Here is a 13,471-nt window from a genome sequence, read left to right as displayed (position 1 = left end):
CTTCGCTACAAAACGCTACCGCTTCAGATCGAACATAAGGGAGGCGTTGAATGACATCAGCAATCATCGAAGCCTTCCCGTGCGGTATGTCCCGACGCTAGGTCATATCCATTCGCGGCTCGCCCCTAGCGCGCGCGATATGCGGTTTTTTCTCCCTTCACAGCCCGATTGATCTGACGGGATCACTTCGTCTTCCGCGTGGCTGCCTTTTAACTTTCGATTTTTGAGGACCGGTTTCCGATACCGGCCGGGCTGGTTAAAATGACTCGCAAGAAGCTCGATTTCCGCGCCGATGCCTATCGTCACGTGCTCGGCTTTGTTTTTCATCATTGGCGCCACCGTGCTGTTCTGGTGGGCGTTATCATTGTGTTGGTTGCGGCCAGCACGCTTGCCGAGGTCATGGTGCCGGTGTTTTCGGGCCGGATCGTCGATGCCATTGCCGGCGGTCACGCCGCCGACGGTGCGCTCAGCGCCTTCGTCGTCGTCGTGGTGCTCGGCCTCACCAGTGTCGTGCTGCGCTGGTTCATTTTCAACGGCATCATCCGGCTGACGCTGCGCATCATGGCCGATGTGGCCAATAACGGTTTCCACAAGGTGCAGCGTTTCTCGACCGATTGGCACGCCAACAGCTTTGCGGGTTCGACGGTGCGTAAGATCACTCGCGGGATGTGGGCGCTCGACTTGCTCAACGACGTGCTGCTGGTCGCGCTGCTGCCGTCAATCGTGATGCTGGTCGGCGCCAGTATGGTGCTCGGCAGCTACTGGCCGGTCATGGGCCTGATCGTGGCTGCAGGGTCGCTGGTCTATATCGGCGTGACGGTAGCGCTTTCCATGGGCTTCGTGTCGCCGGCGGCGAGGCTTGCCAATGCCTGGGACACCAAGCTCGGCGGCGCGCTCGCTGACGCCATCAGCTGCAATTCGGTGGTCAAGGCCTTCGGGGCTGAAAACCGCGAAGAAGCCCGCTTGCGCCACGTGCTGGGCAAATGGGACAGCCGCACGCGGCGGACATGGAAGCGCGGCACCTTGAGCGGCACGATCCAGGGCATCATGATGGTATCCATGCAGGCCGGCATTCTGGGGACGGGCCTGATCATGTGGCGGCAGGGGCTGGCGAGCGCCGGCGACATCACCTTCGTGCTGGCGATGTTCTTCGTTCTGCAAGGCTATCTGCGCAATGTCGGCCAGGACATCCGCAACCTGCAGCGCGCCGTCAACGACATGGAGGAGCTGGTACTGCTCGACAGGATGCCGCTCGGCATCGAGGACAAGCCGCACGCCAAGCCGATCACGATCGGCGCGGGCGAGATCGTCTTCGATCGAGTCACCTTCCAGTATGGCGCCCATCCCGACCCGCTTTACGAGGATTTTTCGGTCACCATAAAACCCGGTGAGCGCGTCGGCCTGGTCGGGCATTCGGGCTCGGGCAAGACGACTTTCGTCAAGCTCATCCAGCGCCTCTATGATGTGAACTCGGGCGCCATTCGCATCGACGGCCAGGATATCGCCGAGGTCAGGCAATCGAGCCTGCGCGGCCAGCTCGCCATCGTGCAGCAGGAGCCCATCCTGTTCCACCGGACGCTCGCGGAAAACATCGCCTACGGCAGGCCGAACGCCTCGCGGCGCGAGATCGAGCAGGCTGCGAAACAGGCCAATGCACACGGCTTCATCGTGGACCTGCCGAAGGGCTATGAGACGATGGTCGGCGAACGCGGCGTCAAGCTGTCGGGCGGCGAGCGCCAGCGTGTCGCCATCGCCCGCGCCTTCCTGGCTGATGCCCCGATCCTGATCCTCGACGAGGCGACGTCGAGCCTCGACAGCGAAAGCGAGGTGCAGATCCAGCAGGCCATGGAACGGCTGATGGACGGCCGCACGACGCTTGTCATCGCCCATCGGCTGTCCACGGTGCGGGCGCTGGACCGGCTGCTGGTGTTCGACAAGGGCAGAATCGTCGAAGAAGGCGACCACCAGGCGTTGATCCGGCTCAACGGCGGCATCTATCGCCGGCTGTTCGAGCGGCAGGCGCTGGAACTGACCAAGGGCCTGGTGGCATAAACCGCCTTCTCCTTCGATATGTGCCTCAGTTGTCCGCTTAAGCGCCGATGACTACCCTCCCCCGTCTCAAGGGGAGAGGGAACGTGCAAACGCAGCGTCGAGGTCGGGAGAAGCCGATGCGGAAGGCTCAATGCTCCGCAGCGAAGCCCGCCATCAGCGGATGAGGCTCAGGACAGAGCGAAGATCCTGACCTCTCTGCCGATGCCCTGAAGCTCCGCCATTCGTGAGGCCGATGTGACGCCGCTGTCGCGCAGGATCTCCGAGACATTGGTATCTTCGACCACCGTCTCGGTCGTCATGATCACATTCGGGTCCGCAAGGCCCTGGACGCGGGAGGCGATATTGACCGTCTGGCCGAAATAGTCCTGCCTGTCGTTCAGGTTGACGGCGAGGCAGGGTCCCTCGTGGATGCCGATCTTCAGCAGGAGGTCTTCGCTGCCGTGTTCGGTGTTCAGCCGCCGCATCGCCTCGCGCATCCTGAGCGCCGCCGCCACCGCCCGGTCCGGGCTCGGAAACGTCGCCATCACGGCGTCGCCGATCGTCTTGACGACCGCGCCGGCCTCGGTGGCGACGATCTCGTGAAGAACGCGGAAATGCGCCCGCACCAGATCGAACGCGGCAAGATCGCCGACGCGCTCATAGAGCGCGGTCGAGCCCCTGAGATCGGTGAAGAGGAACGTCAGGCTGGTGATCTTCAGGCGCTGGTCGACGTCGAGCGTATCGGTCCTGTAGATATCTCGGAAGCTCTGGTTCGTCAGCAGGCGCTTGGCCGTCAGAAATGGCCGCCTGCGGCCCAGGAGGTCGTGCAGCTCATCGCCGGCAATGCAGACATTCGGCACCACCCGGCGATCAGTGTGGTTCTCGAGAGTGAGCCGCAGCAAGCCTGGACGCAGCGTCACGGTTTCGTTCAGAGGATGCCCGCGGCTGATGACCATCGAAAGATTCTGGCGTTCGTCGGCGGGTTCCCCCTGCACATCGATGAACTGGGCCGAATGGGTCACCGCATCGAAGATAATGACGAATTGCGCCGGCAGCTGCAGCGACACGAAGGCCTTCTCGCCCGGGGCCAGCTCGATCAGTTCCAGCAGGATGCGGTCGAACCTGGCTTCGAGGTCCTCCGGCAGGTCGACGCCGGAGCTGAAGAAAATCTGACGGTAATATTCGAGCGGCGGCAGCCGGTCGGGCTCGTGGGCTGCAATCCTGCGCACGCGCGGACTGACCGTGAAGGTAACCTCGACCATCTCGTCGAGGGTCGGTTCGTATCCGGCAGCGCAGAGGGCGCAATGATAGGTGTCCTGATTGACCCCCTTGAGGGTTGCGCCGCTGTCAAGGACGCCGCCGCATCCCGGGCAAAGCACGTTCCAGGTCATCTCGAAGGCGCCGATCCGGGCTGCATGCAGAAAGGCGGCGATGGTCTTTTCTGCATCGAGATGATGCTCATCGGCGAAGGCGAGCGCATTGATGCGATTGAGATCGCGATCATGGCCATGCTTCACGACATTTTCGATGCACTCGACCGTCTCAGGGTCAGCCGCCTGTCGCAGGCTGGCAAAAAGCACGTCCATTTCGCTCATCGGACAAGTCTCTGTGCTGACAATACGGCTCATGACGTCAGTCCAGGGATGATAACACGGGACATTCCCAATAGAAATCGACCGGGCCGGGTGCCGCTCGCCACCGATAGGCCGGGTCCGGCGGCGCCCGAAAACCAGACGGGATCGTCCGTTTTGCAGTTGCGCCACCACCCGCGAAAATCGGTGGATCTCGCGCACAAAAAGCGAGCTTCACCGCCCCCGCTTCCGCTACAGTCACTCGTTTCGGCCTCTCGGGCCTGGTCGCAAAGGAGAAACGATGGATCGTCTCGTCGGCGCGGATGAAGAGGCTGAATCGGCAGATCGAGTTGACGAGGCCGATCGTGCGGCTGGTCTTGCGCGCGATATAACCGCGATCAAGATCGGCGACTGTCTCCTGGGTTACAAGGCCGTGCAGCGCCGAATGCGAGGCGGCCGCTGGAACCATTTCCGCGGCCGGATGCGCGAGATCGAGAAATTGATCCGGCATCGTCATGGCGAGATCGTGCCCGAGGCGGATGACGCCCTGATCTATGTCGAGGTGATCGCCGGTCTTGCCTTTGTCGAGTTCGGGGAAGGCTTTGTCGAGGTGGTTCTCGGCTGGGCGGCGCGATGGCTGCCGTGGGCTCAAAAAGCCGTGATCGAGGAAATCATCTATGAGCGGACGAGAGTGCGCTTTTCTCCCCTCACCGCCGATGCACTCGGTCACGCCCTGCATCTGAGCTACGCCGAACGCAGCGCGCTGGACATTCGCACCATCGGCGCCTTCGACGTGCCGAAGGCGAAAAGAGCAAAACTGCAGAAGGAAAAGCGGCGCCAACGCGAACGAAGCCGAAAGGAAGAGCAGCGGCGGGCCGCCGGCGCCGTTTCCAGGGCCGAATATCTCGGCAATTCCCTCAGTGCAGCCCGCCCCTGGGAGGCCTTCGGCATCAGCCGCCGCACCTGGGAGCGCCGCGGCAAACCGATGCCGGAGCCAATGCCAGACGGCGCGCCGATTTCGCTGGCCGCTTAGCGCTGCGGCTGTTCCCCTATTAGCGAGGCGGCCCGAACCAGGTGCTCATCGCTGCGTCGAGGCCATTCCCGGATCCCTCGCCTACCCATGCCACGTATCCGTCAGGCCGGATCAGCACCGCAGTCGGCGCCGCAACCGCCCCCAGCGCCGGCAGCTCCCACAGCCCATCATAGCTGGCCTCGACCAGAGGCACGCGGCCTGACCATGGCCCGGTGTCGAGGCTGCCGCGCGAGGCGAGGTTCAACAGCACCGGCCTCGCCTCTCTCAACAGGGTGAAGAGACGCAAGGGGCCGTCCGGCGTGACCAGATCGAGATCAGGCATTCGGCGGCCGAGCAGCGGATGCCCCTCGCCGAAGTCGTATCGGATGCCAAGTCCGGACATTTCGGCAGCGATCTTCTTGCGCGCCTCCTCCAGCCCAAGCAGTTCCAGCACGACCTCTCTGAGAGCCTCGGTGCGATCATCGGTCCGTTGCAGCGCGACCTGGGCCATCGTCGTGCGCAGCACGCGGGCGGCGACCGGATGGCGCTCCGCGTGATAGGTGTCGAGCAGGGCTTCGGGCGATATGCCCTTCACCACCTGGGCAAGCTTCCAGCCGAGATTGACGGCATCCTGCACACCGGTATTGAGGCCCTGCCCGCCGACCGGCGAATGCACATGCGCGGCGTCACCCGCCAGCAGCGCCCTGCCTTTGCGGTAGACCTCCGCCTGGCGCGACATATCGGTGAACCTTGATATCCACTTCAGGCCGTGTATCCCATAATCGGTTCCGCAGGCGGCGATCAGCGCTTGCTTGAGATCGTCAAGCGTCGGCTCGCCTGTGCCCCCGGCAGTCTTTTCCGTAACCATGACATTGATCGGACCTTCGCTGGCGAAGACCACCTTGCCGTCGCGGATTTCATATTCCTCGCGGCCGAAGGCATGCATGCCGAGCGCCGTGCGATGGACGCCGAGCGGCGGCTCCTCCTCCATCTCGGCCTCGGCGAGAATATTGCTGGTCGTCGCGTCCCATCCCGGAAAGGCAATGCCCGCCAGCTTGCGAACCAGGCTGCGGCCGCCATCGCAGCCGACGAGATAGCCCGCCCGCAGTGACGTACCATCGGAGAGTTCGAGGGTGACGCCGGTGTCGTCCTGCTCGAAATCAGTCAGTTCGCGGCCGCGATAGATCGTCACCGGCAGTTCGCCGACCCAGCCGGCGAGGATGCGCTCGATATGCTTCTGCCGCAGCGCCAGCCCATAATTGTGCCGCGTCGGGAAATCGCTGATATCGAGCCGCGTGACCGCAAAGCCAGTGACCTGGGCGATCTGGCCTTCCGCCAGGAACCGATCGATGATGCCGCGCTGGTCGAGAACCTCGAGCGTGCGCGAACTCAGACCGCCGGCACGCGAACCGACGATCTCCTGGTTCTCGCGCCGCTCGAAGACGGCGACATCGACACCCGCCAGGGCCAGTTCACCCGCCAGCATCAGCCCCGTCGGCCCTCCTCCCGATATCACGACCGCATGTTCTTTCATCCGTGAACTCCTCTGTTCACACTTCCGAGCGCAAAATCCGCCATAGCGGGCCGACCCGGCGCGTTGACCTTCCCCGATTTCGTGATCCCGGTTCGGGTGCCGATTTCCCCTGTCGCAGGTTGGTCCCCCTATAAATATAAGCTCTCTAATGGTGGGAAGGACTTGCGACAGAATTTCTGCCTTGCTTCCAAAGCCCTGTTGGTTGCCGCTTGCGCGCTGTTTCGTGGTGGAGCGCGGGAGTTGAAACACGACCGGACCGGGTAGGCGCCGGATCCGACAGAGCGCCCTTCTTTCACCATTCGTTCCGGAGGACGACCGATCAAAAAGCTGTCGTGACGCCTCTCACTGCGGAGCTGTCGCCTTTTGCGGAATGGTCTCGGTCGCCGGTCGCTCGGACGGATCGGCGGGATGGCCATAGAGCGTATAAACGGCGCCCGCCAGGATGCCGAGGACGAGAAGAGCGAGCACATAGGACATCATTCCGCGGATGGCCGTTTTCGGTGTTCTGTCCATCAGGGGGACCTCCAAGATAGATCAGGGTCAAAGTCGATGCGGGTGCTTTTGGTTCCGAGAATGAAAGTCTGGGCGACCCGTCTGCATTTGCACGGAAGGCGATGCAGATCACCAATCTCGATTTTGATTTGCTGCGCTTGGAAATCCTTCCGATCCGAGGGAAGATCATCCCGCGCTAACCTTGGGGGTTCTCATGGAAAATCACGAGCCGTTTCTGCGAGAAGCGATTGCGCTCTCGAAATCCGCGATGGCAAACGGCGACGAACCGTTTGGCTCCGTCCTTGTAAAGGACGGCGAAGTCATCCTGCGCGCCGAAAACAGTGTCTTCACCGGCCACGATATGACAAACCACGCCGAGATGAATCTGGTTAAACTGGCGGCGCGGCACCACGACCCTGCTTTTCTCGCCGACTGCACGCTCTATACCAGCACTGAGCCCTGTGCGATGTGCTCCGGGGCGATCTACTGGTCGGGCATCGGCCGCATGGTGTTTGCGTGCTCGGAAACACGGCTCGGCGAGATTGCCGGGATCGGGTTGAATGTACCCAGCCGGGCGGTGTTGCAGAGCGGAGCGCGTTCCGTCACGGTGGTTGGCCCGACGAACCTCGAAGACGAAGCCGCTGAAGTCCACCAGGAATTCTGGCCGAAACATCTGGGCAAGCTTTAGGCTCAGGGTTCATTGAGCAGAGCCATAGGATGATTGCGGCTGCGTCGCATGGCCGAGAAGAGAGGGGGGCGGCGGCTCTGACATAGCTCCTAGCGATGCGCCGCCAGCCCTTGAGCTTGCTCGCTCAGCAAAACAAATAATCTATGGCAGCCTCCTTTTGGGCCGTTTATGGGCTCGATGGTGAACTCAGCGGAGAACGAGCGACACGTCCAATCGAGATCCCCTCGCCGTAGTGCCGCCATAGAAATCAATCCAATCATGATCGTATAACAAGCGGATGCGAAGAATGAGATTGCTGGTTCTCCTTGCTGCGGCCCTGTTGCTGATGGCGGTGCATGCCCAAGCCCAAGTTTACGCGCCGTATGATGGATACGATGAATACGACGGCTATGGCTATGATGACCCTTACAGCCGCTATCCCCCTCCTCCATACTACGAACCAGAACCTGGCTATCGGGAACCCTTTCCAGAACGTCGAGAGCGATCGACGCGCGTTGGAGGAACCATCGTCATCGCCACCCGTGAGCACACCCTTATCTACACGACGTCAGCGGGTGAGCAGTTTGCCTACCCTATCGCCGTCGGCCGCGAAGGCAAACAATGGTATGGGATAACGCGGGTCGTGTCGAAACGACTGCATCCCGAATGGCGGCCAACGGCCAGCATGCGCCAGAAGAACCCAAGGCTGCCGGCAGTAGTGAAGCCCGGGCCCGCAAACCCGCTTGGAACGCGGGCGATCTACCTTGCCGACGGACTGCTGCGCATCCATGGCACCAACGATCCCTCCTCCATCGGCACCAACGCATCAAGCGGATGCTTTCGGATGTACCGCGAGGATGTCGAGGAGCTTTACGACATGATCCAGCCGGGGACCCGCGTCATCGTCCAGCGGTGATCGGATGCCCTCTATCCAACACCGTACTGGAACCTAGCCGATGCACTCAAGTTCATGCTCGCAGGCGATGCGCAGAAGCGTTTCGCCATCCGCCTCGATCTCCTCGGATAAACGGATCGCCTCTTCACCGCCGGCGGGTACCATACCCTCGCCCTTTCCAAACGGCTTTGCGATCGGCTCCGCATCAACGCATTAACCCGGCTTTGTTGGAGCGGAAGCGGCGGCTGGAATCGACCCATTTCTGTCAATCGGAGTTAGTTCGTGGATTGCAGAAAGCTGCCGCTTATCACAACAGAGCGATGCCAGCTTCGCTACCGGCTCTGTTCCGAGCCCGACAGCCCCTGCGGCGAGACAGGTTTTCCGCTTACGGGGCTTATGCCGCACCTGGCCTTGGCAGCTTGCCACGCGCGTTGGACGAAACGGATTTCTGTGGCGATGGTTTCGCGCAACGGATCGGTTTGGTTGAAGTAGTCGCGGTCCAGACCGAGCTTTGCGCCGTCTGCATCGCCCTTGTAATAGGTGCCGAACAAATGATCCCAGATCGGGAAATAATTGGCGAAATTCTTGTCGTGATGTTCCCGCACTCGGGAGTGATGGATGAAGTGGTCGCGTGGTGACTGGATCACGTATTTGCCAAACCAGCCATGCCAGGGAATGGCACTGTGCTTGACCAGACCAATGGCGTTAAAGGTGATGGTCACGACGGCGAACTCGGCCGTTGGCAGGCCAATAAGCAGCGCCGGAACGACCATAATGGCCATGTTTATGGCCTTCTCCAGCGGATGCTCCCGCGACGAAGTCAGCCCGTTGAACTCTTCGGCTGCGTGGTGAAATTCGTGCAGCCGCCATAGCACGGGCAGCCGGTGCATCAACCTATGCTGCCAGTAGCTCAAGAAGTCTGTCAGCACCAGGAACAACAGGACATGTGCCCAGCCTGGCAACCTCCGGCCAAGGTCCAGGTGGGGGGCATCCTGAGCCGCGCGGGTGATGGCATAGGACAGACCAAAAGATGCGAGCGCCGCGAATAGCGTAATCATTCCCGTCGCCTGAAGGACGAAATAGACGATGTCGGTGATTGTGGATTTGCTGCGTTCGAAGAAAACCCGACGGAACCCGGAATTGCCGAACCCCACATAGGTGAGTTCCACCGCGAAAACCGTCAGAACCAGGCCAATGGAAATGGCGAAACTGAGCGCCATTGCCTTACCATTCAGATAATAAGTATTGTAAAAAAAGCTTCCAAGCTTGTGCAGGCAGTATTCGACCAGCACCATGGCACTGCTCCAAACACGAACCCGTACAGCTTAGTCCTGACGATACGCTTTTGGCAGATTGCTCAAAGGACGATCGGGGCGTCCTTTTTATGTATACAAGTGGTCGAAGTGCAGTCCCGGGGGGCATGCAGGAGGGTAGAGGAGCACTGAGAAAAAATTTCAACTGACCGAAAGGCTCATAATAAAGAACTATCATGACGGGAACAAAAGGCTATGTACGGTTCGACGCGCGTTAGCATAGGGATGGAGGGTAAGTTGATGCTGTGTCGGGTCACGCTGGATCCTCGCTGAACTCATCGCCTGCGCCACGCTGACGGCCATCGACGGCGACACGCCAAGCGCGATGGGCAAACATGCGATTGCTCGGGGAAGGCGTTCCATTCATCAGCGGCATCGACACGCCGGAGATCGGGAGCCACGCAAAGTGTCTCAAGGAACGGAAGCTGGCGTTGATTGCCAACGGAAGGCTGAAAGAACTTTTGGCTAAAAAGGGATTGCGCGTCGTCTTCAGCGGCGCGGTGGACCGGACGCCATCGCACCCACCGCTCGTCAAGAGATCGGAGCCAAGATGCTCCGGGACGGATTCGCCCGGACATGGAGCCCGCTCAACGAAACGATTGGTGTGATTAATCCACGAAATACTTCGTGTTTGCGATCCTGCTTGATCAGGCGCGCTTCAGCCCTACCCTTCGCTTGCCAGGGAAATGAGGCTGTCATGATCCCATTGCCAATAGCACAGGCGCAGAACGTGCTGAATCACGCCGAACTGGCCCTTTGCCAGCGGGTCTTCGATCACGTCGTATCGGTGAAGAAGATCACCTCGGACCCGCAGCGCCAGGACCTAGCCTCTCGGATCATTCAGTCCTATCAGCACGGCGTGAAGGATGAGGACAGTTTGTTGAGCCTACTTATCGATGTTCGATCGTAGAACCGGACCACCGACCCCACGCCCCCTTCAATCTTGCCGGTCTTTGATCGTCTGACGACGGATACCCAAGAAGCCGTTCGTACTCGGCTTCCGGAGCGCCGTAACAACCATCTGCAACATCGAGGAGAATCTGGCGGTTCAAAATCTTGACGTTCCCTCGCGTCGACTTGATGGCGCGCATGCCCTCCAGGATATGCAGATGGTCGGTGACCCCAGATCGCCTCACGCCAAGCATCAACGCCAAAAACTCGTGAGTAACAGGCATATCGTCCACGAGAAGACGGTCATGGCACATAAGCAGCCATCTCGCGAGACGCTGGTGCATGTTGTATCGGCCCGCCGCCAATGCCGAGTAAGCCAGTTGCAGCTCCCGCGTGTGGACATAGCGGAGAAACATTAGACGAGTTGCTTCGTCGCGCAAAAGCGGCAGGAAGCGGCTGGTGGGCAGTTCCAGCCCGACCCCTGAAATCTGCATGAAAGCGCGGTTTGGCATCCGATCGACGCCGAGCACCACCGGATATCCGCTCATCCCCTCGTATCCAATCTGACCCACCTCGATGCCTATTCCGTTCGAAGCCACGGCCACCATTGACGCCAGACCGCTCTCGATAAAACAAACGTGCTCAATGGGTTGATTAGGTTCAACTAACGACCGGCGGACTGGAAGATCAACACGCTTCAGGTCTGATGCGATAAGATCAAAAGCCTCCTCTGGAAGTCTTCGCAGCAACTTGTTCCTGGTATCTTTTTGCGCGATTTTTGTCACAGCGTCGCCTCCGTGTGACTGCGTTGGCATACGTCCTTTGCCGATTCAGTCCCGTTCGCCCTCTTAAACGCACGAGCGAGGAAATCGATACGGTTGTAATCCAAATTGCTAATATGCTCCACCCAGCGGAACCTGCATGTGAAAACTTGGTTTGGCGACAAAATGCAGGGAATGCCACCTGTGTAAGCCTGGCCTGGAAAATGCCTCGTTCTCAGTCGCCAACCTGCAGGTGATTGCCAGACGCGGGAGCGCCTGGAGATGGGGAGTGCAGGCCGTTGTCGACCTACTATTTTCATATCAAACACGCTGATCACGTCGTGACTGATCCAGACGGTGAGACATTCCTGGACTTGGAAGCAGCAAGAGAAGAGGCCGGTGAAGCTCTCAGAGAGCTCGTTGGCAGAGCCATCCTATCCAATCAGAAAGAACTCCCGCAGGCGATCGAGATTCGGGACGCCCATGGTCAACTGGCTGCCGAAGTTCATATCGATGCGGCGATACCCCAGATCGCGCATCGAAACAGAGATTGATAGCGCCGCTATCCCAATTATCAGTTGATCTTCAAGGGAATACCGATTGCGTCTGGAACGGTTTTGCACCGTCCGTCCGTTGCTATCTCGCCCGCTCCTGGGCCGCGTCAGATTCATCTGCGAGGCGGCGCTTGGCGGCGGCCTCGATCTAAGTCGATCGGCGGCCGAGGAAGCTCCCGTTTCATATTTGAGCGGCTGGTCAGGGCCAATAGGCAACGTCCTGATCGGCGCATTCCTCCGGGCTCAATTCATTCCCCAACTCGCGCCAGTAGATTGGAGCGATCTTGTCGCAGTAGGTCTTGGGGTCCAGCCCGAACGGCCTGCGGCCCGAGCGGCAGTGGAACCTTACGCGTTGAAAGAACCGTTCGCAGAATTCCTCTTTGGTCATGCAAATAAACTTCGCGGGACCGAAGATCGTTTCAACTGAAGGTGCAGCAGCGCGGAACCTACCGGGCGGCCCCACACGCGCGAAGTTCGGCACGGAGCATATTCCCGGCCTTGCCGATGAAACGCGCTGACGGCCCCGTGGGCGGCAAGGCGGAGTATGCGGGCGTCATTGAAACCGATTTCGGCGGCGGTCGCAGCGTCCCAGTTTGTAACGACGCCTTCGACCTTTGGACCGACAGTTTTTCCGGCCGCCGTAGCTATCCGCTCATTTTTCTTAGAGTTTTTTGGTGAGAGCGTCGGGGTTCGAACCCGAGACCTACTGATTAAAAGTCAGTTGCTCTACCGGCTGAGCTACGCTCTCCCTCTCCGCGGGTGTGAGGCACCCCGGTTGGAAGTGGGCGGAACATAGGCAGGTGACCCATTGCGGTCAACCGAAAAATTCGGCTTTTGCAAAGCTAAGACACATTTCTCTGGCGCGCAAAGCCGGATTTCTCCGCAGGCGCAAAAAGGTGATTGGCAATCCCGCGCCTGCGACGCTAGGAACGGGACGCATATTGCAGCCGGAGAGAATGCGTGTCGATTGCCGATATTTCCCTGTGGAGCGCGTTGTTGGCAGGGGCGCTTTCCTTTCTTTCGCCCTGCGTGCTTCCCCTCGTCCCTCCCTATCTCTGCTATATGGCCGGCATATCGGTCGAGCAGTTCCGCGGCGGCGGCGCGGTGGCGGTCTCGCCTGATATCAGGCGCGGCGTGCTGTTTTCGGCGCTGCTCTTCACGCTCGGCTTTGCCACCGTCTTCGTGGCGCTCGGTGCCGGTGCGTCGAGCATCGGCATGGCGCTTCGCCAGCATCTCGACCTGCTCTCCAAGATCGGCGGGCTTGTTATCATCGTCATGGGGCTGAATTTCCTCGGCCTCTTCCGAATCGGCCTGCTTGCCCGCGAGGCGCGCTTCCAGGGCGGCGGCAAGCCGGCCACGCTGACGGGCGCCTATGTCATGGGCCTCGCCTTCGCCTTCGGCTGGACGCCCTGCATCGGTCCGGTGCTCGGCGCCATCCTCGGCGTCGCCGCCTCGCGCGAGACGGTTGGCTCCGGCGCCGGGCTGCTTGCCATCTATTCGCTCGGTCTTGCCATCCCCTTCTGGATCGCCGCCGGCTTTTCCGGCGCCTTCATGCGCTTCCTGTCACGCTTCCGCCGCCATCTCAGCACGGTGGAAAAGGTGATGGGCGTCTTCCTCATCCTCACCGGCCTCGCCTTCCTGCTCGGCTGGGTCAGCGATGTGGCGATCTGGTTCCAGCAGACCTTTCCGATCCTGATGCAAATCGGCTAGAAGAGATTCTTCCCCGCCAACCATCCCGCGAAAACCGGAC

The 13,471-nt window shown here is 60.4% G+C and carries 13 protein-coding genes, 1 tRNA gene and 2 pseudogenes; 9 read left to right on the top strand and 7 right to left on the bottom strand.

Translation table 11 applies throughout. The annotated features are described in order from the left end of the window. Positions 1–261: 261 nt before the first annotated feature. The gene (locus AC13QO_RS13780; RefSeq protein ID WP_285195462.1) at positions 262–2,052 is read left to right on the top strand and encodes an ABC transporter ATP-binding protein; all 1,791 of its coding nucleotides are present in this window, start codon (positions 262–264) and stop codon (positions 2,050–2,052) included. A 167-nt stretch (positions 2,053–2,219) separates the two neighbouring features. Here AC13QO_RS13780 and AC13QO_RS13775 read toward each other — a convergent pair whose 3' ends face one another. After that, positions 2,220–3,626: an adenylate/guanylate cyclase domain-containing protein gene (locus tag AC13QO_RS13775; protein WP_285195463.1), complete on the bottom strand. Its 1,407-nt coding sequence runs from the start codon at positions 3,624–3,626 to the stop codon at positions 2,220–2,222. 277 nt (positions 3,627–3,903) lie between these two features. Between AC13QO_RS13775 and AC13QO_RS13770 the strand changes: the two genes are divergently transcribed. Next, a complete protein-coding gene (locus AC13QO_RS13770; protein WP_285195464.1) occupies positions 3,904–4,635 on the top strand; it encodes a hypothetical protein in 732 nt (243 codons plus the stop codon). Positions 4,636–4,654: 19 nt separating this feature from the next. On the opposite strand, the gene AC13QO_RS13765 is transcribed toward AC13QO_RS13770, so the two are convergent. Together AC13QO_RS13765 and AC13QO_RS13760 are read right to left on the bottom strand one after the other, a co-directional pair. Next, complete coding sequence (locus AC13QO_RS13765; protein WP_488540882.1) at positions 4,655–6,148, bottom strand: FAD-dependent monooxygenase; 1,494 nt, start codon at positions 6,146–6,148, stop codon at positions 4,655–4,657. Between the two features lie 342 nt (positions 6,149–6,490). After that, entirely contained in the window at positions 6,491–6,661 is a 171-nt protein-coding gene (locus AC13QO_RS13760) for a hypothetical protein (RefSeq protein WP_183703149.1), read from the bottom strand. Between the two features lie 193 nt (positions 6,662–6,854). Here AC13QO_RS13760 and AC13QO_RS13755 point away from each other — a divergent pair, with 193 nt between their 5' ends. Continuing rightward, positions 6,855–7,328, top strand: a complete 474-nt coding sequence (locus AC13QO_RS13755) for a nucleoside deaminase (RefSeq protein WP_488540881.1) — start codon at positions 6,855–6,857, stop codon at positions 7,326–7,328. Between the two features lie 286 nt (positions 7,329–7,614). Further along, a complete protein-coding gene (locus AC13QO_RS13750) occupies positions 7,615–8,223 on the top strand; it encodes a L,D-transpeptidase (protein ID WP_285195467.1) in 609 nt (202 codons plus the stop codon). Between the two features lie 39 nt (positions 8,224–8,262). Here the strand turns inward: AC13QO_RS13750 and AC13QO_RS13745 are convergent. Continuing rightward, a pseudogene (locus AC13QO_RS13745) lies at positions 8,263–8,373 on the bottom strand (non-homologous end-joining DNA ligase); the annotation flags it as partial. Between the two features lie 161 nt (positions 8,374–8,534). Further along, positions 8,535–9,497: a sterol desaturase family protein gene (locus AC13QO_RS13740; RefSeq protein ID WP_488540880.1), complete on the bottom strand. Its 963-nt coding sequence runs from the start codon at positions 9,495–9,497 to the stop codon at positions 8,535–8,537. A gap of 280 nt (positions 9,498–9,777) precedes the next feature. On the opposite strand from AC13QO_RS13740, the pseudogene AC13QO_RS13735 reads away from it, so the two are divergent. Further along, positions 9,778–10,127: pseudogene (locus tag AC13QO_RS13735) on the top strand (thermonuclease family protein). Positions 10,128–10,212: 85 nt separating this feature from the next. Beyond that, a complete protein-coding gene (locus AC13QO_RS13730) occupies positions 10,213–10,425 on the top strand; it encodes a hypothetical protein (protein WP_488540879.1) in 213 nt (70 codons plus the stop codon). On the opposite strand, the gene AC13QO_RS13725 is transcribed toward AC13QO_RS13730, so the two are convergent. Next, the gene (locus tag AC13QO_RS13725; RefSeq protein ID WP_488540878.1) at positions 10,406–11,191 is read right to left on the bottom strand and encodes a Crp/Fnr family transcriptional regulator; all 786 of its coding nucleotides are present in this window, start codon (positions 11,189–11,191) and stop codon (positions 10,406–10,408) included. The genes AC13QO_RS13730 and AC13QO_RS13725 overlap by 20 nt on opposite strands. A gap of 275 nt (positions 11,192–11,466) precedes the next feature. Between AC13QO_RS13725 and AC13QO_RS13720 the strand changes: the two genes are divergently transcribed. Together AC13QO_RS13720 and AC13QO_RS13715 are read left to right on the top strand one after the other, a co-directional pair. Continuing rightward, positions 11,467–11,721: a DUF6894 family protein gene (locus AC13QO_RS13720; RefSeq protein ID WP_488540877.1), complete on the top strand. Its 255-nt coding sequence runs from the start codon at positions 11,467–11,469 to the stop codon at positions 11,719–11,721. Positions 11,722–12,225: 504 nt separating this feature from the next. Continuing rightward, positions 12,226–12,399: a hypothetical protein gene (locus tag AC13QO_RS13715; RefSeq protein ID WP_285195472.1), complete on the top strand. Its 174-nt coding sequence runs from the start codon at positions 12,226–12,228 to the stop codon at positions 12,397–12,399. On the opposite strand, the gene AC13QO_RS13710 is transcribed toward AC13QO_RS13715, so the two are convergent. Beyond that, positions 12,394–12,469, bottom strand: a tRNA-Lys gene (locus tag AC13QO_RS13710). The genes AC13QO_RS13715 and AC13QO_RS13710 overlap by 6 nt on opposite strands. Positions 12,470–12,681: 212 nt before the next feature. Between AC13QO_RS13710 and AC13QO_RS13705 the strand changes: the two genes are divergently transcribed. After that, positions 12,682–13,431 carry a cytochrome c biogenesis CcdA family protein gene (locus tag AC13QO_RS13705; protein ID WP_285195473.1) on the top strand — a complete coding sequence of 250 codons (750 nt, stop codon included), beginning with the start codon at positions 12,682–12,684 and terminating at the stop codon, positions 13,429–13,431. Positions 13,432–13,471: the final 40 nt, after the last annotated feature.

The organism is Rhizobium sp. CNPSo 3670 (assembly GCF_057784555.1).
Note: the sequence above shows the minus strand (reverse complement) of the source record. Positions and strands in the feature narration are given on the sequence as shown.

Bases quoted from the DNA above. Each gene is read 5' to 3' on its own strand.
- AC13QO_RS13775 (WP_285195463.1), bottom strand. From the start codon at position 3,626: ATGAGCGAAATGGACGTGCTTTTTGCCAGCCTGCGACAGGCGGCTGAC.
- AC13QO_RS13755 (WP_488540881.1), top strand. From the start codon at position 6,855: ATGGAAAATCACGAGCCGTTTCTGCGAGAAGCGATTGCGCTCTCGAAA.
- AC13QO_RS13770 (WP_285195464.1), top strand. From the start codon at position 3,904: ATGGATCGTCTCGTCGGCGCGGATGAAGAGGCTGAATCGGCAGATCGA.
- AC13QO_RS13740 (WP_488540880.1), bottom strand. From the start codon at position 9,497: ATGGTGCTGGTCGAATACTGCCTGCACAAGCTTGGAAGCTTTTTTTAC.
- AC13QO_RS13765 (WP_488540882.1), bottom strand. From the start codon at position 6,148: ATGAAAGAACATGCGGTCGTGATATCGGGAGGAGGGCCGACGGGGCTG.
- AC13QO_RS13715 (WP_285195472.1), top strand. From the start codon at position 12,226: ATGAAACGCGCTGACGGCCCCGTGGGCGGCAAGGCGGAGTATGCGGGC.
- AC13QO_RS13780 (WP_285195462.1), top strand. From the start codon at position 262: ATGACTCGCAAGAAGCTCGATTTCCGCGCCGATGCCTATCGTCACGTG.
- AC13QO_RS13760 (WP_183703149.1), bottom strand. From the start codon at position 6,661: ATGGACAGAACACCGAAAACGGCCATCCGCGGAATGATGTCCTATGTG.
- AC13QO_RS13730 (WP_488540879.1), top strand. From the start codon at position 10,213: ATGATCCCATTGCCAATAGCACAGGCGCAGAACGTGCTGAATCACGCC.
- AC13QO_RS13750 (WP_285195467.1), top strand. From the start codon at position 7,615: ATGAGATTGCTGGTTCTCCTTGCTGCGGCCCTGTTGCTGATGGCGGTG.